The organism is Geminocystis sp. NIES-3709 (assembly GCF_001548115.1).
In the GTDB taxonomy this organism is placed as follows: Bacteria; Cyanobacteriota; Cyanobacteriia; order Cyanobacteriales; family Cyanobacteriaceae; genus Geminocystis.
This window is the reverse complement of the sequence record NZ_AP014821.1, coordinates 1,875,731-1,900,374: the sequence shown is the minus strand read 5'-3', so window position 1 is coordinate 1,900,374 and position 24,644 is coordinate 1,875,731. Positions and strand designations below refer to the sequence as shown.

Below are 24,644 nucleotides of genomic sequence, written 5' to 3'. Positions count from 1 at the left end.
TACAACTAATTGTTTTTAAATTAAACAACATTTAAAGCCCTTTACTTTGGATACTTCTTCAGACTCCTCCGATTCCATTTAATTAATGATTTTAGAAATAATTAAGATTAAACCTCTTACGGAAAAAGAATTAACCCAAGTATTAGAATTAGATAATCTTTGTTTTGGAGGTTTATGGAGTTTAGATGGTTATACAAGAGAGATTGAAAGCCCAAATAGTTGTTTATTAATTCTTACTATAAATTTCGGTGAAAATGAAAAGGTTATTGGTTTAGGTTGTTTTTGGTCAATTGTTGATGAAGCTCATTTAACTATTTTGGCTACTCATCCTAATTTTCAAGGGAGAGGTTTCGGTAAATTAATGTTAGCGAAATTACTGGAAGAAGCAGAAAATAGAAATTTAGAAAGGGCAACTTTAGAAGTAGGAGAAAATAATAAAAAAGCCTTAAATTTATATAAGCAATTTGGGTTTAAAGAGGCAGGAAGAAGAAAAAATTATTATAAGAAAACAGGAGAAGATGCTTTGATTTTGTGGAAAAATTTTGATAAACAAAGTTAGATTATATTTATCAGTAATCTTCACTAAAACTTATAGTTAATTAACCACGATTCGATCGAATCATAATATTAAAACAATACCTAAAAATGTTGACAAAGATAAAACTTTTATCAATGTTAACCTTAGTTCGACATGAAATTATTGATGAAGATAGAGAAAAAGGAACAAGGAATAAGAAACAGTATTTATAATTGAGATAAACTGTTTGTAAATTGATTTTAGAAAATTTTTAACTAAATTTAATTGTTTTTTTCACGAGGAAAATTGAGTCCGTTACGACTTTGGACACTTTATTTTTCGAGGTTTTATATATCGAACTAAGGTAATATTAGGTTATTTACTAATAATTAAAAAAAAGTCAAGCTAGTATAGTATAAACTAAGCAACAAAACTTTAGGATTGTTAATGTTTATTAATATTTATCAACCAACTAAAATCAAGGAATACATAGAAGATAAGCTATTATTTGGGAATAAACTTACCCCAGAATTATTTGCTATTCTGACAGTATATTTTGTGCAAGGTATTTTAGGATTAGCTAGACTCGCTGTTAGTTTTTTCCTCAAAGACGAATTAATGTTGTCACCTGCCCAAGTTTCTGCTCTAATGGGTATTGCGGCGATTCCCTGGGTAACTAAGCCAATTATCGGTTTTTTAAGTGATGGTAAACCTCTTTTCGGTTATCGTCGTCGCAGTTATCTCTTTTTATCCGGTATTTTAGGCACGATCGCATGGTTAAGTTTAGGTACATTAGTTAATAATGCTTGGAGTGCAACTACTGCCATTTTATTTACTTCCTTATCCGTTGCGATGAGTGATGTTATTGTTGACTCCGTAGTAGTAGAAAGAGCAAAAAATGAGTCTTTGGTAAAATCGGGTTCTTTACAGTCTGTAACATGGGGCTGTTCTGCTTTAGGGGGATTAATTACAGCTTATTTCAGTGGTTCACTTTTACAACATTTTAGCAATCATCAAGTATTTTTAGTTACTGCCTGTTTTCCTTTATTCGTAGTTGGCATTGCGGGGTTAATTATAGAAAAGCCGATAGAAAAAGAAGCTATATCTAGCCCATTTAAAAGTCAAATTAAGCAATTATGGGATACTATCACCAAAAAATCAATTTTAGCTCCTGTTATCTTTATTGCCCTTTGGCAAGGTACACCTAGTGCTGATTCTGCTTTTTTCTTCTTTTCCACCAATGAATTAGGATTCACCGCCGAATTTTTGGGTAGAATAAGATTAATAACCAGTTTAGCCGCACTAATGGGTGTATTTTGTTATCAAATATGGCTTAAACAAATCCCTTTTCGAGTGATGTTGGGATGGAGTGTTGTGTTATCTTCTCTTTTAGGCATGACAAGTTTAATTCTTGTTACCCATTTTAACCGTACTTTAGGCATTGATGATCATTGGTTTAGCTTAGGAGATAGTCTTGTTTTAACGGTAATGGGACAAATTGCCTTTATGCCTGTATTAGTATTGTCAGCACGTCTTTGTCCTGAAGGCATCGAAGCTAGTTTTTTTGCCCTTTTAATGTCTATATGGAATTTAGCAGGATTATTATCTCATGAGTTAGGTGCTTTATTAACCCATTGGTTAGGAATAACAGAAACTAATTTTGAACATCTTTGGTTATTATTACTTATCACCAATTTATCCAGTTTATTACCCTTGCCCTTACTGAAATTATTACCTAATGAAGATCCTCAATTACAAATGAAAGTGGATGAGTTGCCTATATCTGAAGTTTATGAACATCATACCTCTGGAGCTTTTTTAGGTCAAGATATTATGCCTGAAGTTATGCTTACTATTAGTAATGGGAGACGAGGTGAAGATAATTAATTATTTATTCTTCTCTTGACATTTGATAAATAGTTGATATACTTTCTTAATCGTTAACCCATAAAATTATGACACCAAGACACTAGAACACTGAAGGAATTTTGAGATTTTAAGGTTACATCGTAACATCAGACGATGACTGTGATTATTATAAGTATCTTAATGATATTTTTTGTTAAAAAATCTTCTTTTGAAAAAATGGAAGGAATTACATCAGTTAAATATTCTTGTTATAATAAGTAAATTTTTAGGAGTTGTGAAGATATTTCTGTGTCTATTTTTAACCATAATTCTCTCAATTCGGAAAATGTAAAAAATGCTTTTCAAGGGGATAATTATTCTCCTGTTTTGGCATTAAAAGAATTAGTTGCCAGTTTACAAAAAGAACAAAATAAAATTCAAAATTTACTTAGTTCTTTAAGTTTTGCTTTGCGTAGTTTTAATAATCTAAATCAATTTTTGGAGTTGACTCCTTTAATGGTTGCTAGGGTTACTGATGCTGATGGTGGTGCTTTAATTCTTTATGGTAAAAATAATAACATTAAGCTAGAACAGATTTATTGTCAAAATAATCAATATAGAGACAAAATTTTTTCTTCTTTTGAAGGGGTTGTTGAAGATATTAATAGTTATCAAAAACAATTAGAAAAAGATATTAATTCTTTACCTCACATAGACTCTTTCTCTTCTTTTGTTCAAGATAAATTTGAAGAAAAATTATCTCTTTTTTTAAATATTTTTAGTACTCCTATTTTAATCAAAAATACTGAAAGAGGACGTTTATATATTTTTAGTCAGGATTCAGAGTATTTATGGACTCAAACTCGTAAAAAATTGGCTCAATTAGTGGCAGATCAAACTGCAGTGGCGATCGCAAATCATGAACTGACAGTAGAATTAAGATCAAAAGAGCGTCAAGATAGAGAATTAGAAATAGCCTCAGAAATTCAATCTCGATTGTTACCGAGAAAATGTCCTATTATTAAGGGTTTACAGATAGCCGCTAAATGTGAAACAGCCAATAGAGTGGGAGGAGACTATTATGATTTTATCCCCGTAAATTATGATCAGTGGAGTGAAAATTCTGCACAAATTGCCAATGCACCCTGCGAACCTTGGAGTATTGTAATCGGGGATGTTATGGGCAAGGGTGTACCTGCTGGATTAATTATGACGATGACGAGGGGAATGTTACGAGCAGAAGTATTAAACCGTCATTCTCCGGCAAGGGTATTAGAGCATTTGAATCGGGTAATGTATGCAGATTTAGAAAATTCTCATCGTTTTGTAACTTTATTCTATTCAGAATATGATCCTCAAAGTCAAATATTACGCTATGCTAATGCTGCCCATAATCCTCCTTTGCTATGGCGTGAGAGAGAGAAAAAAATCCTTCGACTAGATACAGAAGGAATGTTAATTGGTTTACAGTCAAATTCAGAATATAAGGACAAATGTATTAATTTAGAGTTAAATGATATAATTCTCTACTATACCGATGGTTTAACTGATGCGGTAAATCAGAATAATCAAAGATTTGAAGAAGATAATTTGCATATTTCTTTTGATTATGCCTGTCAAAATTACGATTGTGCAGATGATATTCTACATCATATTTTTCGAGAAATACAAAACTTTATTGGAGTTGGTCATAAAAATACTGATGATATGACTTTAATTGTAGTTAAATTTGATCCTAATGATTCGATCGTCTGTGGTGTTAATTATGAAACTGTTGACACAGATACCTCGATCAAGATATAATAAACGATCGTGTCTTAAATCGTGTTCGGATCAGGTAAGAGAAGCAGAAAAATAAACTCTGCTACCTGTACGGCAGTATATCAAAAGGAAATAAATATGACTTACGCAGTAATCGAAATCTGTGGTAAACAACTAAAAGTTGAACCCGGTAGATTTTATGATGTAGATAGAATCGGTGTAGAATTAGATGAAGAATTAGTAATCGATAAAGTATTATTAATTAATCACGAGAATGAGATTCATATTGGACAACCTTACATCGAAGGTGGTAACGTTGGCGGTACAATTATTGGTCATCGTCGTGGTAAAAAGGTTATAGTTTATAAAATGCAACCTAAAAAGAAAACCCGTAAAAAAAGAGGTCATAGACAAGAGTTAACCCGTCTAATGATTAATTCTATTAACTTGGGTGGCAATGTGTTAGCACAGGAATCTATAGAAGTTGTTGAGACAGAAGTTGCTGTTGAAGCATAGATTCAGCTAAATATCTTTAAAGTATAAAATAAATTTACTAGGAGTTAAAATTAATGGCACATAAAAAAGGTACAGGTAGTACAAGAAACGGTAGAGATTCTAATTCTAAGCGGTTAGGCGTTAAGCGTTATGGCGGTGAATTAGTCAAAGCTGGTAATATTTTAGTGCGTCAACGTGGTACTAAAATTTATCCGGGTAATAATGTAGGTATCGGTAAAGATGATACTCTTTTTGCCTTAATTGAAGGTATTGTTACATTCGAGTATAAAACAGCTAGTCGTAAAAAAGTTAGTGTTTATGCCACACCTGTAGCTGAAGTTGCTTAAATTCGATCGATTTTCATCTAATTTACTTGAGTTCGATATGAAATTTATGGGTGAAGATAGCGATTAGCTTTTACCCTTTTTTCCATTAAAGAAGAAGTAATCAATTACTAATTTTGACAAGAAATTTAACTTAACAATAGCTAATACCTACCCTTTCGACAATATTTTTTCATCGAACTTAGATTAATTTCCTTCCAATACTATTTTATTCTCCATTTTATTTGATTAATAATTAGTAAGATTAAAGAATATCTTTGTTTTTGGAGGGATTTTTTTTGTAAATAGGCTCTGCTGAATAAATTATAAACCTATTAAAATCAAAAGTTTTTACATACTACATTAACAAAAAAGTCTGCAGTTTTAGCGATTTTTACTCAACAACTTAACACTTTTGACCTTATTTTTATTAGGTAAAAATATACTTGCTGACTAGATTATAAAACTTAGATACTAATACTAATGGAAACTTTTATTTACAAAGGTAATAATTGTATTAAATTAAATAAGTATTTTGAAATTAAATATTTGTTTTTTATACTTACTGACATCTATCAAATTTCCACATAGAATTGCCAAGAACAATTTCTCTACTGTTATTCATTTGATTATCATACCAATCCCATGACCCTAAACCTGAAATAAAAAGAAATTCTCCTAAGTTATAATTTTCCACACTTTTTAACTGAGAATCAAAGAAATAAGCAGTTATATTATTCTCTGACTCAGTTTGAGGCTCAAGATAAATAGTTCCAAATCCTTGAGAAGTGCCTACTTTAAAAACACCAATATTATTTCGTTTAGGATGATACAATACTACTGTGGCAAAATGTAGGGCAGAGTTAGAAGGAGGATTATTAAATCTCAATTCAAATCCTTTACCATCAACGTCTCGATAAATTTGTTTTGTAATATCGCAACTGGCAAATACTGAATCAATATTAATTATTGTCGTTGTCACAAACATAAAAGCAAAGAGATTTTTAAATTTCATCTTTTTTTAATTTAAACCTTCATATTTAATTTATTTTTGATTAAAATATTCAAAATAATACTATGGAAATCTTAAATCATTTGTGTACAAAAAAATGTGTTGAAAGATATTATATTTTATAAAATTTTTATTGTTTTTTTTACAACTTAATTTATTTATAATTTAGAAATACTCTATAAAAATCGGTGTCATTATATTGCAGAGGGTTGCCCCCAAATAACCGTTTCTCTAGTATAAATTACCATGCCGGGTTTTGCTCCTTTTGGTTTATATACATAGTTAGGTTTAGTATAAATTACAGGCACTCGATCGCTTTCCCTAGCTTGACTATAATAAGCTGTTAAATTAGCCGTATATTGTAAATCTTTATCATCGGGAACATCTCCTGCACTCAAACGTAATAAAACATGAGAACCTGAAATTTCTTGTGCATGAAACCATAAGTCATAATCTGTCGCCGTACGAAAGGTTAAAATATCATTTTGACGATTATTGCGTCCGACTAAAACCTCATAACCTGAAGGAGTTTGATAACATCGAGGATGAGATTCTTCTACTATGTTATTACCACGATATTGTTTATCTTCGATGTATTTTTGACTAATTAATTCACCTTTTATTTCCTGTAATGTAGTTAAATCTTCTGTATCTTGATAATCTAATTGAGTCAAATTTGTGGCAATTTGCTGTAAATAATTAATTTCATTTTCTACCTCTTCTAATAATGGTTTCACAGCCAATTTTGCCCGTTTCAATTTTTGATTTTGTCTATATAAACTTTGGGCATTTTGAATGATATTTTTGTCAGGTACTAAATTAATTTTTACGGGTTGATTGGTAGTAAAATCATTGACAATTATTTCTTTCATTCCTAGTTGCCATTGATGTAAATTAGCCATTAATAAATCAGCTTGATTGCTATAAATTTCACATTGATCAGAGTCATTTAGTTTTTCTTTATATTTATCTCTTTTTATTGACAATTTAGTTAAGATATTTTTAAGTTTTTGGGACAATTGTTGTTTTAATTGATTAAAATTTTCTTGATAAATATTTGTATTGTAATAAAAATTTAAAATTTTGTGTAAGTCTTGATTTTCTACACCATCAGCTAAAACTGTATATCCTTTATTCGTTTCTTTAAAATTAAATTTTTTATTTTCAATAATTTTTAACCAATGTTGCCAATTTTCATACAAATTTTGCCATTCTTCTTCGGTTAGTTCTTGATTTGATTTTTCTGATAAAATATTCGATCGAGTAAGTAAATCTTGAGCGATAATCGGACTAACACCTCGATAGGTTTTGATCAATTGTTTATCAATTCTTCCTGGAATTAAATTGATTTTTTCTCGCCATTTTTCTAGGGATTCTGTTAATTTTGGCGTTTCTCCTGTAAGGGCAGGAGGTAATTGATAAATTTGGCTTGTTTCTACTGTACGCAAACTAGATTTATCCGCAGTAATCTGTTTTGCAACAGTGATAATTTGATCATCACTAGAAGTGAGAATAACATTGCTATATTTCCCCATTATTTCCACATATAAATGATATAGGGGAGATTCATTTGGGCGTTTAGCAAACTGAAAATCTACCACTCTTTCCCAATCTGCAACAATTTTCACTCCAATTAAAGCATAACCGTTAATAAGATGCCGTAACTGTTCACTAAAAGTAAAAGTATCTTTCCCGCGGGGAGGAGGATTGCCAATACAAATTCTACCCCCTTGAGGATGCCATGAAATTGTTAACCATGCTTTTTGATGCAAATTGCGTAAACAAAGACTAATCGTATAACGATCGATTTGATATACTTGCTCTAACCTAGAGGGGATATAACTATTATTGAGTGAATAACAAATAGCAGTAAGAGTGGTATAGTCAACAGGTTGCATAGGAATCAATAATTAATTATGAAAAAGTATCACCCAAAGACACAAAAAAAGGTATAAAGTATTGTATTAATAATTATTGGAACTTGATATTAAGCTAAAACTCATTTAAGTTCCACAGATTTTTTTTTACTTAGAAAGATGATTTATAAAGCTGATATTACCATCTTTTCCACCAGTAATAATCTTATTATTTCTAACAGCTAAAGCAATAATTTCATTTCTGTGGGGTTTTAAAGTGCAAAGACATTCTTGAGTGTTTATATCCCAAATTTTCACACTACTATCCCAACTACCACTAAATAATAATTTATTATCGGCATCAAATGCTAAGGTAGATATAGTTTCAGTATGCCCTATTAAGGAACTGATAATTTCTTTTTTTTGCCAATCCCATAACTTAATTTGTCGATCGAATCCACCAGAGGCTAAAATTTTATTATTAGGGGAAAAAGCAACAGTAGTAACTACTGCATTTGTTTTTAAAGATTTAGCTAATTTACCTGTTTTTAAGTTTAATATTTTTATCCAACGTTCATAACCAGCAGTTGCTAAATAATTTCCTGTTTTATCACAATTAATTGTTAAAATTTTATCACCATAAGTGGTATATTTTAAAACTTCTTCTTGATTATGAATATTCCACATCCTTACTGTTTTATCCTTACTACCACTAACTAAATATTGACTATCCGGAGTAAAACTTAAACTTAAAATTTCATCTTGATGACCAGAAAACCATCCATCGAGCGTAGCATATAAAACCTGTTGAGACAAATTCCAAATTTTAATATTTTTATCCTTTCCAGCTGTGGCCAAATAATGACTATCTGGACTAATCACTACACTATAAATAGCCTCTTTTTGATCAGGGAGAATGCTTACTAATTCACCATTATTTAACTTCCAAATTTTGATAGTTTTATCATTACTGCCTGTCACAAATATTTGACCATTGGAGGCGATCGAAATACTATTAATAGCTCCCGAATGTGCCTTAAAAATCTTTACTCTTTGCCATGATAATTCTTGAGAAGAAGATGGTTTAGAATTAACAAAACTTTCCTTAATTTCTATTTTAATTTCTGATTTATAAGTCTCTTTTTTCTTTGAATAAATAGGCTCATCTTTTTCAACTATCTTAGTACTAATACTTTCCTTTAATTTTAATTCTTTTGCTTTACGCCAATCATTATCTGCTCTTAATTGAAAACCCTGTTTTTCTAAAATTGTTGCTCGATAAATATATGCTTCTCTGTAATTTGGATCAATTTTAATTGCTGAGTTAAAATAATCTAAAGCCTCACTTAAATCATTGACTTCTACCGCCATAACTCCTAAATCAAATTGTACTTTAGGATCTGTTTTTTTCCTTTTAATTCCTGATGAATCTGGTATTTTATCAGAATTTTTATTATCGATAATAACCGCATAAGCCTGAGCAATTTCCTTAAATTTCTTTTCCGCTTCTTCTAATTTCTCTGGTTGATTAATATATCGATCGGGATGCCATTTTTTTGCTAAACTTCGATAGGCTTTTTTTACTTCTTCCTCTGTTGCATTGTCATTTAATCCCAAAATTTGATAGTATCTCAACATTTTATTGTGACTTTACATTTATAATTTTTTTTGTATATTTTAATTACATTTGTGAACTTTTTCTGTTTCCTATCTTCATCAATAATTTTTTAAAACTATTGCAATCCTCTCAATTATTGTAGGTTGGATTGAAGTAATGAAATCCAACAAAATTATTTTAAATTCTAAATTCTAAACCATTATTATTATAAGCTAAGTAATTAGCAAAATGTCGAGCTAAAGGAGGGACAAAAACAAATGGACTGGTAAACCCCGAAAACAATGATAATCCTTCGATTTCCTCTATTTTTCCCACTTTAAAAGGCATTCCTTGAGTAAAGGCAACTTGACAGTTATGCCATTGTCCTTGTAGTTGTGATAGTGCAGGTAAAATCTTCTCGATCGATTTTCTAATCTTCATTTCACTAGCTATAGCATCAATTTTAGCATCGATATTTGTGATAATTTGACTGATTTGACCTAAACAAAAACTACCATCTAAAAATTGCACTGCTCCAGCTTCCAGCACATCTCCTTGTAATATATCATTTGGGCTTTGCCATATCGTCTCCATATAGGAGGAGGTTAATTGTTTTTCAGTGTCAAGGCGTTTCGTTGTAGCCGGCATTACTAACGTACTTAATTTGATGTCTGAGGGAGGAGTTTTAATTAATTGCGCATGGCTAAAATAAATGGGTAAATTGACTTTCAAATCTTGTAGAATTTTACGAGAAAATCCTCCGGCACAAAGGATTACTTGATTACTCAAATAATGATTATTTTTAGTTTTTACTCCTTGAATTGTATCATCTTTTTTTTCAACAGAAATCACTAATTCTTTTTCAATTTTTCCTCCTAGTTTTACAAAGGCTTTTTGATATGCTAATATAGTTTTTTCTGGATTAACATGACCTTGAGGAAATCGTAATGAACCGACTATCCCATTTGGATTAATTAAAGGTTCTAATTCAACAGTTGTGCTAACATCTAATAATTGTGGTTTAACAAAAAAAGATTGATAATTATTGAAAGTTTCGGTAGGATTTTGATTAGGTTCGATCGTAAATAATAAATCTATTTCTCTAAATTCTGTATTTGCTTCTAATTCTGCACTCAATTGACGGTGAATATTAATACCTTCATCACATAATTGATTAGTTAATTTATCACTGCCACACCAATAAGAAATACCACCATAACTATAGACTGTAGCGTTATTAAAAATTTGATCTTTTTCTAATAATAAAACTTGAAAATTTTGTTTAGCTAATTCGTAACTTAATGCCGAACCTGTCAAGCCACCACCAATAACAATAACATCATATAAGGATCTAATTTGAGTCATATAATTAGTTTGAAAAATAAATATAGTTAGTTAAAATAACACTGAGACAGTTAGAGAAATTATGTAAGGTGGCCATTGTGCACCAATCAAGATTTTTGAAAATTTTTAATATTATTAAACTGTTTCATTCTTATTTTTAATGACTATAATTAAAAACCTCCCTTCATACACATAAGGGTAGGTTAGTCAAAATAATTTCTTTAATTAATTATATAATTTCGATCGCCATTTATTTAAAGCTTGTTCACCGATAGTAGAAACTGTTTCTAATTGAGCAACTCTCGATTCTAAATAATGAATTGTTAGTTTTTGTTGTTCATTAATAGTCTTCAAATTAGCTTCTAATAAACGTTGATTCTGCTCATAATTTAATCTTAAGTTATTACCTTCAGTTTCCCACTGTTGGATTACTTCTTTTTGGTTTTTAATTTGTTGATTAAGTTGATTAATAATACTTTCCTGTTGAGATAATTTCTGATTTAAAGAATTAATAAAATTATTTTTATCATTTAATTCAGATCGTAAATCATTATACTTATCTTGAGCTTCTTGGATTTGTTTTTCAAATTTTGTTAACTCATCTTGTAATGATTTATCACTGTTAGTAGATTTGTCAATTTCTTGCTCAAAATAACTTATTTTTTGAGTTAATTCTTCAATAACTTTCGTCTTTATGCTTAATGATTCTTCAACCTCCGATAATTTCTTTAATTCATCTTCTTTAATTTTTAAATTATTATTTAGTTGTTCTAACTGTGTTTTAATAGTAGCTAATTCTGTTTCTTTTTCTATCAATTTTTGCTCATTACCTGATAGTTTATTAATGATATTTTTATCTTCTTTTTTCTTATTTTCTAATTCTGACTCTAAAGTTTTAATGTGTGATTCTTTTTCCTGTAAAGCTGATTCTAAAGATTCATTTAATTGATTTTTTTCTGAAACTAAATTATTCTGTTTAATAACTTCTTGTTCTAAATTTTTTATCTGTTGTTTATGTTGCTCTAATTGTTGACTAATAATATTATTAGCAGTATCCTTATCTTCCTCAATTTTCTTAACTTCACCTGTTTTTTCTGGAGTATTATCTACTAACTTTAAATGTTGACTAGAAACGGAAATATTACCCGTTAAAATACTCTCAAATAATGCTGATTTAGTTAAACCAGTTTCTTTCGTCATTGTTTCTAAAGTTTCTAGTGCTTTTTCTGTGAGAGACACATTAACTTTTGATTTGGGAGTCATTAAACCTGTAGTTGTTCCGGTTTTTCTTCTAGCCATGTTATCTAAATACCTCTGAAAAATATAATGATATTTTATATATTTAGGATATGGTATTATAAATCACATTTCTTAAACTAATTATGCAATAAAACTTTATAAAAAATGAGAAATAAGACATTAGTGATTTTTCTTTGTTAATTATCCATTATTAACGTCTTCTTTCTTGGAGCTTTTTATAAACGTCTCGGAGATTAACTTGATGATAGGCTAGGGCAACTAAGGTATGATAAAACAAGTCAGCGACTTCTCCGGCTATTTCTTCTGGATTATCATCTTTACAAGCCATTACTACTTCCGCCGCTTCTTCTCCTATTTTTTTTAAAATTTTATTATCTCCCCCTTCGTATAATTTACAGGTATAAGAACTTTCTACAGGATGTTCTTTTCGATCGCAAATTAACTTGTATAATTCTGATAAGGTATCTGCTGGTGGTGCAGATTTAGAATGATCAATTTGATGAAAACAGCTTCTTTCTCCAGTGTGACAAGCTACATCACCTATTTGCTCTATACTCAATAAAAGAGCATCACTATCACAGTCATAACGAATAGTTTTTACTTTTTGAATATGTCCAGAAGTTGCCCCTTTATGCCATAATTCGTCACGAGAGCGACTCCAATACCATCCTTCGCCAGTCTCTAAAGTTTTTTGGAGAGATTCTTCATTCATCCACGCCATCATTAAAACTGTACCATCAAGGTAGTCTTGAGTGATAGCTGGTACTAATCCTTGCTCATTGTATTTAATTTTATCAATGGGAATTGATTGAGTAAGAGGAATGGAAGGATTAATAGACATTGTAAAATTAGGGTTTATAATTGACTAAAATTTATCACATCACCATTTTATCAGGATTGGGTGACAAAAGTTCTTCTTAGAATATTTTGATAAACAATCTCTGAACTTCTTTTCTCTACTGCTATCATATTGAGGATTTATTGAGTAATAATAATTAAATGTTTTTAACAAAATACCGTCAGTATGCAGACATCTTCTATTCAATTTGATAAAGTCAAGTATTATATTATTTTTAGTTTTTTTCTTTTATTTTTATCTAGTAGTATCCGTCACATTTTGTTTAATTCTCATGGGTTTGACTTAGGAATTTTTGATAACGGAATTTATCTTATTTCTCAAGAAAAGAATCCTTATATTAGTTTTCGACAATTACATATTTTAGGAGATCATGCCGCATGGATTTTATATCTTATTGCTCCTTTATACTTAATTTTTCCTACTATTTATTGGTTATTTATTGTACAGGCTTTTGCTTTATCAATCGCAATATTACCCATTTGGCATTTAGGAAAATTAATGGAATTAAAAGATGCTAAGGCAAAAACTGTTTGTTTAATTTACATATTATATCCTTTAATTTTTAACGTTAATTTATTTGATTTTCATCCAGAAGTAATCGCTATTCCCTTATTTTTTACCGCTATTTTAGCTGTAAGATTAAATAAAATTATTTGGTTTGTTATCTCAATTATTTTAATTTTAGGATGTAAAGCTGTTTTGGCATTAAATATAACCATGATGGGTATATGGTTAATCTTTTTTTATCGTCAAAAAACTTATGGAATTATTGCTCTTTTTAGTGGTATTTTTTGGTTTATCATAGCTACTCAATTAATTATTCCTACTTTTAGTGGTGAAGAAGTGGCAGCTGTTAGTCGATATAGTTTTTTAGGAGATTCTGTTAAGGAAATTGCACTGAATTTAATTTTAAAACCTCACATTATTTTATCTTATCTATTCACCGAGACAAATCTTGAATATTTATTCTTATTATTTATTCCGGTTACTCCTGTGTTATCAAGGCAAGAATTAACTACTTTAATTCCAGCAATTCCTACTTTATTTCTTAATTTATTGACAGATTATCAACCACAAAAAGATTTAATTCATCAGTATTCTTTGCCCATCATTCCTTTTTTAATTCTAACAGTAATTGCTAGTTTATCCAATCATCAAACATGGTTTAATTCTAATCTTAAAATAAGAATTTGGTCTTTAATTGCTTTTCTTGCTTTAGCTAAATATTTATACTTTTTTCCTAATGCTTTATATCTAAAAAATTTACATACATGGCGATCAAGTAATGAAGCTATTAGTATAATAAACAAAAATGGATCGGTATTAACTGCTCCTCAATATGCACCCCATTTAACTCATCGTGAAGTAGTGGGATTGGCGATCGATAATATTAATTATGATAAAATCGACGAATATGATTATATTTTATTAAATTTAGATAACCCAACAGGGTATAGTTCTAAAGAAGAAATGCAAAAACTAATAGACTTTCTAAAAAGTAAAAATAACTTTAACTTAGTCTTTGAAAAAGATAAAATATTTCTATTTACTCAAAAAAATCATTTATAAATTATTAGATTTGATGGAGAATTAAAAATAAAATAAATTTTCATAGGGAAATCCTTAATATTCTTCTCTATATCTCCACTTTTCTAATGGATATTTTTATGGTAGTTAATCTCAAACTTGAGTTTTTTTAGATAATATCAGTTAGTTAAAAAACTAAAGACTTTTTTTGTCGAATAGCATCAACTAAAGGCTTAAATATAGGGATGAGATTTTCTTGTGCCACCGCTAAACAGGGAAAACTTATCTCACCATAATTCAATCCTATTGTTAAAGGAAAAGCGACTTCCTGCTCTAAATGAACTAAATTTCCCCCTGCTGCCCTTAAGATAGGATAAGCTCCAGCAATATCCCAAATTTTTGGACTAGCTTCGATCGCACCTAATGTAGCACCATAAGCTACTGAAATTAAATCATAGCTTGTTACTCCGGTTATCCTAATTTTGCAAGGAAAATGATTTCTTAGTATATCCAAACTTCTATTGCATAACATAAAAACGTGATTAAAACTAGGTGCATCATGACTAGTATAAATAAGAGTATTGTTGAGAAAAGCACCTTTAGGCCCAGTTAAGCCCGTATTTCCGTAATAATAACCGTGATATGTCTGCTGAATTTGTGGAAAATGAACAAATCCAAACACTGGTATTCCTTGAAAAAGTAATCCGATCGAGATACCCCAAATAGGAATACCTCTGGTAAAATTAGTTGTACCGTCAATGGGATCAATCACCCAACACCATTCTGTCGAAGGTAAAATATGCTCAGTTTCTTCTGTCAACACTCCGTGAGTGGGAAAACATTGCTTGATTGCCTTTCTCAATTCAGAATCCGCCCATTTATCTGCCTCCGTCACCAAACTACCATCCGCTTTACGAGTTGCCTCTAGTTGGGCAAAATCTTCTAATAACTTTTCTCCGATACGGTGGGTTATTTGCCGACAAAAATTATATACTTCCTGCCAAAAATAAATCATCTTTTTTTCCCCGTTGGTTAGATTGACGAATGAAGCCTTTAGTTATCAGCTTAAAATCTACTCTTTCAAAGTATAGCAGTGAGCTATTAGCTATCAACTATCAGTATTTCTCACCCAATATATAAATAAATTTAATGTTTGTACAGTAATCATAAATTATTCCTGAAAAATAATATTCTTCAAATCCTCAATTTTGTGATAGACAGTTTTCTCAAAACGTCTCTATCTTCATCTCCTGACTACTGGTATAATTGACTTTCCGTAACCTGTTTTCATTAATATACTGTGTCTGTTAACAATCCTAACTTATTAATCGCCGCTAGTGGCACTGGGGGACATTTATTCCCCGCTTTAGCTGTTGCTCAACAATTACCTAGTTATAATATTTCATGGTTGGGAGTACCTCATCGTCTCGAAACTTCCTTCGTACCTAAATCTTATCCTCTTTTTACCGTTGATATTGATGGTTTTCAAACTAAATTCGGCATTAAGACTATTCTTGTAATGCTAAAGATGCTCAAGGCGATCGTCAAAACTTATAAATTAATAAAATCAAGAAAAATAGACATAGTATTTACGACAGGAGGTTATATCGCCGCTCCTGCTATTATTGGGGCAAAATTAGCGAAAATTCCCGTCATTTTACACGAATCTAACTATATACCCGGAAAAGTAACAAAATTATTTGGTAGTTGGTGTAATCTGGTGGGCATTGGTTTTAATGGTACAAGTAAATATTTACCAAAAGCAAAAACTCGATGGATAAGTACCCCCATCAGAGAAGAGTTTTTATCACCACAACCCTTAGACTTGAATATCCCTGATGATGTGCCTTTAATTGTTGCTGTAGGCGGTTCACAAGGGGCTATAGGACTTAATAAATTAGTGAGACTATCAGCGCCCTATTTACTAGAAATTGGAGCTTATATAGTTCATTTAACGGGAACACAAGACAATGAAATTGACACTTTGCATCACGATCGATACTTGGAGATGCCTTTTTATGATAACATGGCAGGATTACTACAACGGGCGAATATAGCTATAAGTCGATCGGGTGCCGGTACATTAACCGAATTAGCTATTACCAAAACTCCTTCTATACTAATACCTTATCCTTTTGCCGCTGAAGATCATCAATTTTACAACGGACAAGAATTTGTTAATAGTGGAGCTTCATTACTATTCAGACAAGATCAATTAACCTCAGATTTACTTAGTAAAACGGTGTTGGATTTGTTAAATAATTCTGATAAATTAGCAGATATGGGAGAAAAAGCTAGTAATTTAGCTTTAATAGATAGTGCTAAAATTTTGGCAGAAATTATTGAAAAATTCTTAACTAAAGAAAAAAAATAAGCCTAAATTAATATATGCAAAACTTGACTTTTTCTCTCGCAAAGAGGCAAAGATAATTCAACTATTTGTATTAATATTGATAATTAATAATTGACTATTTATCCATTCAAGATTTAAAGTATCCCCCTTTTAGCCAGAGGTAACTATCAATTTTACATTGTTTATTGTTGAACTAATACTTCCCCCCTAAGAAAAAACTTTTTCAAGTTTGTCTAATTACTAACTTGTTATTTCTTCTTCCCAATCTGCAATCATCATAGCAGGATCAATTAAAGTAATATCAAAAGGATCATCAGGGGGTAAAGAAGGAAAAATATCTCTTTGACAATGTTGATATATTACAAAAACTTGAGGGCCAAAAACAACTTTATCTCCATTTTTCAATTGCTGATTATTAACTTTTCTACCATTCACTAAAATACCGTTAGCACTGACATTATTATGACCATCACCATCTAAAATATCATAATAAGTATAGCCTTGTTCATCAAATTGTCTAACCATTGTCGCATGATGACGAGAAACAAAAGGAGAATGAATACGAATGTCAGACTGTTGTGATCTTCCTAAAGAATATTTACTTTTTCTAAGAAGAATTTCTCGTCTCCCTTTATCATCTTCGACTATTAGTATATGAGCTTTATGAGGTTGGGCTGGAATTGGAGTCATTATTGACACTTAAGTAGTTATTGCAATAATTACAAAGTTTTTGTAAAGTTTCGGTATCTTCTTTTAGTTTATCCCAAAAAGCAAAGACAATTAACAATTAGGTATTATGAGTTAATTTTGAATTCTCCATTTGACGAAATTGATATTTTAGAAGCAAGGAGTTTGTTACTACAATAATTGAACTTACCGCCATTAACGCTCCAGCACTAGCAGGATTCAATAAAATGTGATGATACCTTAATAAACTTCCTCCCGCAATGGGTATAGCAATGAGATTATAACTTAATGCCCAAAATAAGTTCTGTTGAATTTTTCTCAGGGTAAGTTTACTTAAATTAATAGCCGTTACCACATCTTTTAATTTTCCCCTAGTCAAGACGATTCCTGCAGTTTTTATGGCTACTTCTGAACCTTGATTCATGGCGATCGCAAATTGAGCAGTCATCATGGCTGGTGCATCATTCACACCATCTCCCACCATTGCCACTATATTTTCTGACTGTTGTTGAATTTTAGTGATTAAGTCGCTTTTATCGGAGGGAGTTAAGCCACCGTAATAAGTTTTTATACCTAATTTTTGAGCAATATATTGAGCTGTCAAAGGTTGATCTCCACTCATCATGATTACGTCTAAGCCCATATTTTCCAAGGTTTTAACCGTACTTTGTGCATCAGGTCTAGTTTTATCCGAAAAAGTCATTAAGCCCATTAAAACGCTATTTTTTGCTAGATAGACAACGATTTTGCCTTCTACTGCCCGTTGCTCATTTTGAAAGATTATTGTAGGGTCAATTTTGATGTTATGATCATCTAACCACGATCGATTACCAAGATAAAACCAATCTTCTCCGATTTTGCCTTTAACTCCTCTACCTGCACAGTTAGTGAGAGATTCCATGGGGAGAGTATCAAGGGTTAATTGTTGAGATTTATTGACGATAGCTTTGGCGAGGGGATGATTAGTAACGATTTCTAAACTAGCCGCTATCTGTAAAATTTCTGTTTCTGAGAGAGAGCAAAAAGGTATAATTTCAATGATTTCAGGGTATCCTTGAGTTAATGTGCCTGTTTTGTCAAATACGATCGTACTTAAATTCTTAACTTGTTCTAGCACATCTCCTCCTTTAATTAATAACCCATTTTCTGCCCCAGTAGTAGTGCCGACTAAAATCGCTGTGGGAGTAGCTAAACCTAATGCACAAGGACAAGCTATAACTAAGACATCAATGGCTAATTTGAGACTCAAAATCATCCTACTGGTGTGTAATTCGAGGAGAAGATTTGACCAAATTTGTGTCCCCCAAAAGTACCAAAAACAAAAAACTAACAAGGCGATCGAGATAATGGTATAAGTAAAATAACCTGATACGGTGTCCGCCAATTTTTGTACAGGTGCTTTGCGAGTTTGAGCATTTTCTACGGTGTTGATAATTTGACTCAAAACAGTATTTTTGCCTGTTTTTACTGCTTCTAAGATAATCATACCTGAATGATTGATCGTACCTGCCGAAACTTTATCTCCTTTTTTCTTAAATACGGGTAAGGATTCTCCTGTCAATAAAGATTCATCTACGGTGGTTTCTCCTTCGATAATAATACCATCTACGGGAAACTGCTCTCCTGATAAAACTCTAACCCATTCTTGAGGTTTAACTTGTACCGCAGGAATTTCTAATCCTTGATCTTGATTTGAGTTAATTTTACCGATTAAACGAGCAAATTGAGGGCGAATACTTAATAAATCTTCTAAAGACTCGATCGCACGACTTCTAGCTCTTGATTCTAACACCCTACCTAAAAAAATAAACCCTAATAACATCACTGGTTCATCAAAAAAACATTCCCATCCCAAGGAAGGATAAATCAATGCCACACAACTAGCTAGATAGGCACAGGTAGTACCCAACCCGACTAAACTATTCATATTCGGTTTTCTTTGCCATAAACCCTGCCATCCGTTGAGCAAAATTTCTCTACCCGGAATCAATAAACTAGCCGTAGCTAAACCCCAATGAAACCAGATATTTGTTAACCAATGTAAGGAATGAATACCTAAATGGTGCAAATGTCCAATAGAAGAAAAAATTAGTAAAAAAATGGCACTAATTAACTGATATTCCTGAGTTTTGCGTTCTAATCTTCTTTTTTCTTGTATTTTCTCTTGATGATTCTCAAAATCGTCATCGATAACTCTCACTTGAGAAGGAAATCCTACAGCCGTCAATTTTTTTGCTAAGGTTTCTGGTTGTACGATCGAACTTTCATACTCAATTAAAGCAACAGAGGTTATTAGATTGACATTAGCGGAGATAATGCCTTTGTGTTGGATGATTTGCCTTTCTACAGCTTTAACGCATCCTGCACATTTCATTCCATTAACATCGATCGTGATTGTATCAGTAATTTTTGATTCTGGAGGATTAAGTAGAGAAACCATTAGAAAAGATGTTAGGTTTTAGGTAATAGATATTAGGTTAATTTAAAACTGAGGGTTTTATAACAATTATATTTTTAAAATAAATCAAATCATATTTACACTCAGTAAGGGAATAAAAAATACTGTTGAGGTTAAGCAAAAGGCAATAGAAGTTTTTGAAATACTCAAATGATAACCTTGGCGAGTATAACTGATAGCTGAGTGCTAATTGATCATAACTGCTGTAGAAGAGTTTTAGTTTTTTAGTAATTTAAAAATATGCAACTTTTATTTTATGGCTAAAACAAACTTATCTAAACTTATTCAAAAGTCCGAAAGTCCATTCATTCTCAATGGGTAAAGAAATAAGCAAAATTATCTTAACTGTTGTTTGCTCATCTACAAAATTTCAACACCAGAATTTCGCAATAACTCTTTTAATCGAGCAATCTCTAATTGTGCCTCATCAGCCCGTTGTTTTTCTAATTCACTTACCTCTTTATCTGTAGGTAATAATTTCCCATCTAAAGTTTGCCAACGCAACCAAACCGCATCAATTCCTCGATAAACTCCTTGCCAACGCACTAAAGCTAATTGTAATTGTTCACTAATATATCGATTCCGATCATCTAATTTTAAGGGTTGATACCCACCTTTTTCCAAACTAAAACCAGCCCAATCATCAGGATTAAAAGGATCGTACCAAAAATATTCTAGGACTCGTAACCGATTTTGATAAATTAATTTTTTCTCGTTTTTGTCATAATTAGCAGTACTTTCCGATAATAGTTCAATAACCACATCAGGCGCTTTTCCTTCTTCCCATACTACCCAACTTTTTCTTTCTTTTTGAGGTACATCTAAAGCACAAAAAAAATCAGGGCCTTTATAATCATGGTTTTTGACTTGGTTCACACTAAAATAGACAAACATATTTCCACCCGCATACCCATCCTGACGTTTTTCTAACCAAGGGTAAATAGTTTCTAGGAGTAAATCCATTTGATATTTATGGCGTGAAGTTTCCATTTTGTCGTCATCATCAGAAGGTAAATCATCTTGAGTAGGAATGAAAATGTTTTCAGTTAAAGCGATCATGATTTTAAGCAAATACTCTGTATAATCAGTTTTAACATAATCTACTCCTCGATCGAACTAAGATTTTACAATGATGGAAAGAATTTGAAAAATAATTAGGTGATGTGGAGATAGACAAAAACGTTAATTGTTAATTGTTAATTGTTAATTAATATTCAGGTACAGAAGAATCAACTTCTTTACTCCAAGCTGTGATGCCACCTTTAATGTTAATACCTTCAATTCCTGCTTGTTTGAGAATCTGTAAGGCTTTAGCTGAACGGCCACCTAGCTTACAATGAGCAATCAATCGACTTTTCCCTTTTACTAACTCTTTAACTTTGGCAACTCCGTCACCGTCTTCAATATCAGGTAAGGGAATTAAAACCGCATTAGGAATTTTAGCAATTTGATACTCATTAGGATTACGAACATCAATTAGTACATAATCATTAGCATCACTATCAAGTAAAGCCTTTAATTCTGTTACCGTCATTTCCTGTAATTGTGTCGCACTTTTTTCTTCTTCTGCTTTTGCTTGAGGAATACCGCAAAACTGCTCATAATCAATCAATTTCTCGATAACAGGGCGCACGGGATTAGGACGTAATTTCAACTCTCTAAATTTCATTTCCCAAGCATTGAATAACAATAAACGCCCGTTAAGAGTATTTTTTGCCCCTAGAATAATCTTAATAGCTTCAGTGGCTTGGATTGTGCCAATTATGCCGGGTAGTACCCCTAAGACGCCCCCTTCTGCACAAGATGGTACCATGCCGGGTGGTGGTGGTTCGGGATATAAGTCTCGATAATTCGGGCCACCTTCATAGTTAAATACTGTTGCTTGTCCTTCAAAACGGAAGATTGAACCGTAAACGTTAGGTTTGTTTAATAATACACAAGCATCATTAACTAGGTAACGAGTAGGGAAATTATCTGTACCGTCAATGATTATATCGTAAGGCTCAAGAATAGATAAAGCATTTTCTGCACTTAAACGAGTCTCATATAAATCCACTTGACAAGCAGGGTTTATTTCTAAAATACGGTGTTTAGCTGACTCAATTTTGGGTTTACCTATCCATGAAGTACCGTGAATAATTTGTCTTTGTAAGTTGGAAGCGTCAACTACATCAAAATCAACGATACCAATTCTACCGATACCAGAGGCGGCGAGATAAAGAATTAAAGGCGAACCCAGTCCACCTGTACCAACACAGAGTACACTAGCTGATTTAATACGCTTTTGCCCTTCCAAACCTACTTCGGGCAAAATTATATGTCTAGCATAGCGCTCGTACTCTTCTTTATTAAGTTCTATAGCTTCTAAATTAGGATTGAGCATTTTATCTTGATAATTTACCAGAAATTAACTTCTGTTTTTATTCTGCAAGTAATTATTTTAACAAATATAGCTATGAGAATTTATCAGCTCGATCGATTAAGTTAATGATGTAGATTTTACTGTAGAATTGCAATTACCCTTCATAATGCCCTAATATCTAAATAGAAAATAATTTCAGAGAGGTTAAATCCCATTCATGCTAATTGAGTTTCAAGTTGGTAACTTTCTATCTTTTAAAAATAAAGTCACCTTTAGCATGATTGCCTCTGATATTGATAATCAAAATGAGGAATTAGATGAAAATAATCTATTTGTAAGTAAATTCGATGAAAATTACTTTGAGAATATTTAAGATTATCTATTGTTTTTCCTATTGCCCATCTTCTTAAAAACTATATTGTCTAAATTGTTTAATAATGAGAAATAAAATTAATTTGCTGAGTATTATTAGTTTGGGTTTTTCTTTGATCCCGATAAATTTTGTTGTGGCTAAACCTATTATCTATGATTTTACGATCAAGATAACAGAAGGTTCACTTCAAGGTAAATCTTATCAGGGTTTTTTGAGTTATGATGATGGGAAGTTGAAAGGAGAAACAACGGAAATTTTAACAGTTAAAGATGGTTTGAAAGTCTGTCTCAATTTTTTCAATCAAATCTACGATGAAAAAAAAGATGTAGATTATCCTGAATTTCCTCAATTAATTTTTCAAAAAGGGCAATTGGAAATCCTTGATTTTTGGGCGGAATCTCCCTCTCGTCGTTTATGGTGGAATCGAGATGGTTGGGATGTGACTCTTAAACAACGAGAAAATAGTGATTTACCGCTAAGTTGTCCATAGTTATAAGTACTTAGAGTTTGCTGAAAAAGTATAGGGAATGGACAGTTGACAATTCTCAATTCTCCAGAGTTTTATTAATAATGTGATGAGCTAGGGTTAATTTTGTGGTAGTTTCAATAATAGTTTGTTGTTCTTGACGATCGATTAGTATTGCTTCATTAGTATCTGTGGCAAATCCTGCATTATCTTTGTCTATGGGATTCGCTACGATCGCATCTAACTTTTTGCGTTGTAATTTTTCTTTGGCGGGGGTGAGAATATCTCCTGTTTGAGCGGCAAATCCGATTAATTTTTGGGTTGGTTGTTTAATTTCCCCTAATTTTGCTACAATATCGTTAACTTGCTCTAATTTAAGGTTTGAGGGTAAGGATTGCTTACTCAATTTCTGAGAAGAATAATTACAAGGTTTAACATCGGCAACGGCTGCAGCCATATAAGTTATATCCGCTTGAGAAAAATTACTCATCATTGCTGATTCCATTTCTTCGGCGGTGGTGACTGATATAATCTGAATTGGCGGTAATTGTTGTAATAATTGAGAGTTGATGTTTCCTGCCACTAAAGTTACTTTTCCCCCACGATAATAACAGGCGTTGGCTAAAGCTATTCCCATTTTTCCTGTCGCTGGATTACCAATAAATCTAACAGGATCAATGTATTCTCTTGTATTGCCTCCACTGATTAAAATATTTTTTCCGACTAAATCTCGTTTTCCTTGACTACTAATAATAGACTCGATCGAGATTAAAATTTCTTTTGCTTCTGCCATTCTTCCTTTCCCAACTTGATCACACGCTAGTAACCCCGTATTAGTATGTAATAGATGATAACGGGAATCTCGATGTAACTTTTGCCAATTATCTTGTACGGATTTTTGTAACCACATTTGTGTATTCATAGCCGGGGCGACTATAATTGGACAAGTAGAAGCCAAAATCGTGTTAGTCAGCAAATTATCTGCTAAACCATAAACTAATTTACCTAAAGTATTTGCTGTTAAGGGTGCAATAACCATTAAATCTGCCCATTCTCCTAGGGTAATATGTAACGGACGAGAATAAACAGGTTGCCAAAAATCTCGATCGGTATAGGCAGATTTTCGGGCTAAAGTAGATAAGGTTAAAGGGGTAATAAATTTTTGAGCAGAATCTGTCAAAATAATTTCTAAATTTACTCCCCATTTATATAATTGGGAGATGACTTCACATACTTTATAAGCGGCGATGCCTCCTCCCACACAAATCAAAATATTTTTCCGTGATAATGGATGATCATGATTCGTCATAAGCCTCAATGTCCAAGAGATAGAAATAAGGCTCAACTAAATCTTGACGATGAAATGCAATGGCACGCAGTAAATGCCAATCTTGCAATCCCTCAAAGGCTGTACCATAGTCATCCTGCTCAAGCCTAGCGGCAATTTCCGCCACTTCTTCCGCCGTGATACTGGAATAGTCTTCTTCTTTTAAAGTTAAACTTGTCATCGCTTTACCCCTCTCTCAACAGGAGAAACTTATTTTTA

22 protein-coding genes are annotated in these 24,644 nt (G+C 31.8%); 9 read left to right on the top strand and 13 right to left on the bottom strand.

All coding sequences use genetic code 11. From position 1 onward, the window contains the following. Positions 1 to 85: 85 nt before the first annotated feature. The 5 genes from rimI to rpmA all read left to right on the top strand — a co-directional run bounded on the left by rimI (position 86) and on the right by rpmA (position 4,968). Positions 86 to 559: a ribosomal protein S18-alanine N-acetyltransferase gene (gene rimI, locus GM3709_RS08155; RefSeq protein WP_066118184.1), complete on the top strand. Its 474-nt coding sequence runs from the start codon at positions 86 to 88 to the stop codon at positions 557 to 559. 405 nt (positions 560 to 964) lie between these two features. Further along, a complete protein-coding gene (locus tag GM3709_RS08150) occupies positions 965 to 2,404 on the top strand; it encodes a folate/biopterin family MFS transporter (protein ID WP_066118181.1) in 1,440 nt (479 codons plus the stop codon). Positions 2,405 to 2,674: 270 nt separating this feature from the next. Then, a complete protein-coding gene (locus tag GM3709_RS08145) occupies positions 2,675 to 4,168 on the top strand; it encodes a GAF domain-containing SpoIIE family protein phosphatase (protein ID WP_066118179.1) in 1,494 nt (497 codons plus the stop codon). Positions 4,169 to 4,264: 96 nt separating this feature from the next. Then, positions 4,265 to 4,642 carry a 50S ribosomal protein L21 gene (gene rplU / locus GM3709_RS08140; protein WP_066118177.1) on the top strand — a complete coding sequence of 126 codons (378 nt, stop codon included), beginning with the start codon at positions 4,265 to 4,267 and terminating at the stop codon, positions 4,640 to 4,642. A 53-nt stretch (positions 4,643 to 4,695) separates the two neighbouring features. Further along, on the top strand, positions 4,696 to 4,968 hold the full coding sequence (gene rpmA / locus GM3709_RS08135; RefSeq protein WP_066118175.1) for a 50S ribosomal protein L27: 273 nt from the start codon (positions 4,696 to 4,698) through the stop codon (positions 4,966 to 4,968). Between the two features lie 538 nt (positions 4,969 to 5,506). Here the strand turns inward: rpmA and GM3709_RS08130 are convergent. From GM3709_RS08130 to hisIE, 6 genes are all read right to left on the bottom strand, one after another. Continuing rightward, the gene (locus GM3709_RS08130; protein ID WP_066118173.1) at positions 5,507 to 5,959 is read right to left on the bottom strand and encodes a hypothetical protein; all 453 of its coding nucleotides are present in this window, start codon (positions 5,957 to 5,959) and stop codon (positions 5,507 to 5,509) included. A gap of 191 nt (positions 5,960 to 6,150) precedes the next feature. Then, entirely contained in the window at positions 6,151 to 7,854 is a 1,704-nt protein-coding gene (locus GM3709_RS08125; RefSeq protein WP_066118171.1) for an NFACT family protein, read from the bottom strand. Positions 7,855 to 7,980: 126 nt separating this feature from the next. Next, positions 7,981 to 9,450 (bottom strand): DnaJ domain-containing protein, encoded by a 1,470-nt coding sequence (locus GM3709_RS08120; protein ID WP_066118169.1) that lies wholly within the window; start codon positions 9,448 to 9,450, stop codon positions 7,981 to 7,983. Between the two features lie 157 nt (positions 9,451 to 9,607). Beyond that, a complete protein-coding gene (locus GM3709_RS08115) occupies positions 9,608 to 10,774 on the bottom strand; it encodes an FAD-binding oxidoreductase (protein ID WP_066118168.1) in 1,167 nt (388 codons plus the stop codon). A gap of 204 nt (positions 10,775 to 10,978) precedes the next feature. Next, positions 10,979 to 12,052 (bottom strand): hypothetical protein, encoded by a 1,074-nt coding sequence (locus tag GM3709_RS08110; protein WP_066118166.1) that lies wholly within the window; start codon positions 12,050 to 12,052, stop codon positions 10,979 to 10,981. Between the two features lie 151 nt (positions 12,053 to 12,203). After that, entirely contained in the window at positions 12,204 to 12,854 is a 651-nt protein-coding gene (gene hisIE, locus GM3709_RS08105; protein WP_066118164.1) for a bifunctional phosphoribosyl-AMP cyclohydrolase/phosphoribosyl-ATP diphosphatase HisIE, read from the bottom strand. 183 nt (positions 12,855 to 13,037) lie between these two features. Here hisIE and GM3709_RS08100 point away from each other — a divergent pair, with 183 nt between their 5' ends. Then, the gene (locus GM3709_RS08100) at positions 13,038 to 14,441 is read left to right on the top strand and encodes a DUF2079 domain-containing protein (RefSeq protein ID WP_066118162.1); all 1,404 of its coding nucleotides are present in this window, start codon (positions 13,038 to 13,040) and stop codon (positions 14,439 to 14,441) included. 145 nt (positions 14,442 to 14,586) lie between these two features. Here GM3709_RS08100 and GM3709_RS08095 read toward each other — a convergent pair whose 3' ends face one another. Further along, on the bottom strand, positions 14,587 to 15,414 hold the full coding sequence (locus tag GM3709_RS08095) for an inositol monophosphatase family protein (RefSeq protein WP_066118160.1): 828 nt from the start codon (positions 15,412 to 15,414) through the stop codon (positions 14,587 to 14,589). A 285-nt stretch (positions 15,415 to 15,699) separates the two neighbouring features. Between GM3709_RS08095 and murG the strand changes: the two genes are divergently transcribed. Beyond that, positions 15,700 to 16,773: an undecaprenyldiphospho-muramoylpentapeptide beta-N-acetylglucosaminyltransferase gene (murG, locus tag GM3709_RS08090; protein WP_066118158.1), complete on the top strand. Its 1,074-nt coding sequence runs from the start codon at positions 15,700 to 15,702 to the stop codon at positions 16,771 to 16,773. Between the two features lie 219 nt (positions 16,774 to 16,992). Here murG and GM3709_RS08085 read toward each other — a convergent pair whose 3' ends face one another. From GM3709_RS08085 to moeB, 4 genes are all read right to left on the bottom strand, one after another. Beyond that, positions 16,993 to 17,442: an FHA domain-containing protein gene (locus GM3709_RS08085; protein WP_066118156.1), complete on the bottom strand. Its 450-nt coding sequence runs from the start codon at positions 17,440 to 17,442 to the stop codon at positions 16,993 to 16,995. 97 nt (positions 17,443 to 17,539) lie between these two features. After that, entirely contained in the window at positions 17,540 to 19,879 is a 2,340-nt protein-coding gene (locus GM3709_RS08080) for a cation-translocating P-type ATPase (protein WP_066118154.1), read from the bottom strand. Between the two features lie 378 nt (positions 19,880 to 20,257). Further along, the gene (locus tag GM3709_RS08075) at positions 20,258 to 20,956 is read right to left on the bottom strand and encodes a Uma2 family endonuclease (protein WP_066118152.1); all 699 of its coding nucleotides are present in this window, start codon (positions 20,954 to 20,956) and stop codon (positions 20,258 to 20,260) included. 148 nt (positions 20,957 to 21,104) lie between these two features. Continuing rightward, complete coding sequence (gene moeB / locus GM3709_RS08070) at positions 21,105 to 22,280, bottom strand: molybdopterin-synthase adenylyltransferase MoeB (RefSeq protein ID WP_066118150.1); 1,176 nt, start codon at positions 22,278 to 22,280, stop codon at positions 21,105 to 21,107. A 196-nt stretch (positions 22,281 to 22,476) separates the two neighbouring features. On the opposite strand from moeB, the gene GM3709_RS20440 reads away from it, so the two are divergent. Together GM3709_RS20440 and GM3709_RS08065 are read left to right on the top strand one after the other, a co-directional pair. Next, positions 22,477 to 22,632 (top strand): hypothetical protein, encoded by a 156-nt coding sequence (locus GM3709_RS20440; RefSeq protein WP_158506709.1) that lies wholly within the window; start codon positions 22,477 to 22,479, stop codon positions 22,630 to 22,632. 133 nt (positions 22,633 to 22,765) lie between these two features. Further along, positions 22,766 to 23,122, top strand: coding sequence for a hypothetical protein (locus GM3709_RS08065; protein ID WP_158506708.1), 357 nt, complete (start codon positions 22,766 to 22,768; stop codon positions 23,120 to 23,122). Between the two features lie 55 nt (positions 23,123 to 23,177). On the opposite strand, the gene coaBC is transcribed toward GM3709_RS08065, so the two are convergent. Together coaBC and GM3709_RS08055 are read right to left on the bottom strand one after the other, a co-directional pair. Then, positions 23,178 to 24,407, bottom strand: a complete 1,230-nt coding sequence (gene coaBC, locus GM3709_RS08060) for a bifunctional phosphopantothenoylcysteine decarboxylase/phosphopantothenate--cysteine ligase CoaBC (protein ID WP_066118146.1) — start codon at positions 24,405 to 24,407, stop codon at positions 23,178 to 23,180. Continuing rightward, entirely contained in the window at positions 24,394 to 24,606 is a 213-nt protein-coding gene (locus tag GM3709_RS08055) for a DUF2555 domain-containing protein (protein ID WP_066118144.1), read from the bottom strand. Before GM3709_RS08055 ends, coaBC begins: the two co-directional genes overlap by 14 nt. Positions 24,607 to 24,644: the final 38 nt, after the last annotated feature.

What these genes read in the sequence shown, in the direction of transcription:
- GM3709_RS08110 (WP_066118166.1), bottom strand. Translation starts at nt 12,052, where the DNA reads ATGGCTAGAAGAAAAACCGGAACAACTACAGGTTTAATGACTCCCAAA.
- GM3709_RS08130 (WP_066118173.1), bottom strand. Translation starts at nt 5,959, where the DNA reads ATGAAATTTAAAAATCTCTTTGCTTTTATGTTTGTGACAACGACAATA.
- coaBC (WP_066118146.1), bottom strand. Translation starts at nt 24,407, where the DNA reads ATGACGAATCATGATCATCCATTATCACGGAAAAATATTTTGATTTGT.
- GM3709_RS08085 (WP_066118156.1), bottom strand. Translation starts at nt 17,442, where the DNA reads ATGACTCCAATTCCAGCCCAACCTCATAAAGCTCATATACTAATAGTC.
- GM3709_RS08115 (WP_066118168.1), bottom strand. Translation starts at nt 10,774, where the DNA reads ATGACTCAAATTAGATCCTTATATGATGTTATTGTTATTGGTGGTGGC.
- GM3709_RS08150 (WP_066118181.1), top strand. Translation starts at nt 965, where the DNA reads ATGTTTATTAATATTTATCAACCAACTAAAATCAAGGAATACATAGAA.
- GM3709_RS08080 (WP_066118154.1), bottom strand. Translation starts at nt 19,879, where the DNA reads ATGGTTTCTCTACTTAATCCTCCAGAATCAAAAATTACTGATACAATC.
- GM3709_RS08075 (WP_066118152.1), bottom strand. Translation starts at nt 20,956, where the DNA reads ATGATCGCTTTAACTGAAAACATTTTCATTCCTACTCAAGATGATTTA.
- rpmA (WP_066118175.1), top strand. Translation starts at nt 4,696, where the DNA reads ATGGCACATAAAAAAGGTACAGGTAGTACAAGAAACGGTAGAGATTCT.
- GM3709_RS08055 (WP_066118144.1), bottom strand. Translation starts at nt 24,606, where the DNA reads ATGACAAGTTTAACTTTAAAAGAAGAAGACTATTCCAGTATCACGGCG.
- rplU (WP_066118177.1), top strand. Translation starts at nt 4,265, where the DNA reads ATGACTTACGCAGTAATCGAAATCTGTGGTAAACAACTAAAAGTTGAA.
- GM3709_RS08095 (WP_066118160.1), bottom strand. Translation starts at nt 15,414, where the DNA reads ATGATTTATTTTTGGCAGGAAGTATATAATTTTTGTCGGCAAATAACC.
- moeB (WP_066118150.1), bottom strand. Translation starts at nt 22,280, where the DNA reads ATGCTCAATCCTAATTTAGAAGCTATAGAACTTAATAAAGAAGAGTAC.
- GM3709_RS08120 (WP_066118169.1), bottom strand. Translation starts at nt 9,450, where the DNA reads ATGTTGAGATACTATCAAATTTTGGGATTAAATGACAATGCAACAGAG.
- GM3709_RS08125 (WP_066118171.1), bottom strand. Translation starts at nt 7,854, where the DNA reads ATGCAACCTGTTGACTATACCACTCTTACTGCTATTTGTTATTCACTC.
- GM3709_RS08100 (WP_066118162.1), top strand. Translation starts at nt 13,038, where the DNA reads ATGCAGACATCTTCTATTCAATTTGATAAAGTCAAGTATTATATTATT.
- hisIE (WP_066118164.1), bottom strand. Translation starts at nt 12,854, where the DNA reads ATGTCTATTAATCCTTCCATTCCTCTTACTCAATCAATTCCCATTGAT.
- rimI (WP_066118184.1), top strand. Translation starts at nt 86, where the DNA reads ATGATTTTAGAAATAATTAAGATTAAACCTCTTACGGAAAAAGAATTA.
- GM3709_RS20440 (WP_158506709.1), top strand. Translation starts at nt 22,477, where the DNA reads ATGCTAATTGAGTTTCAAGTTGGTAACTTTCTATCTTTTAAAAATAAA.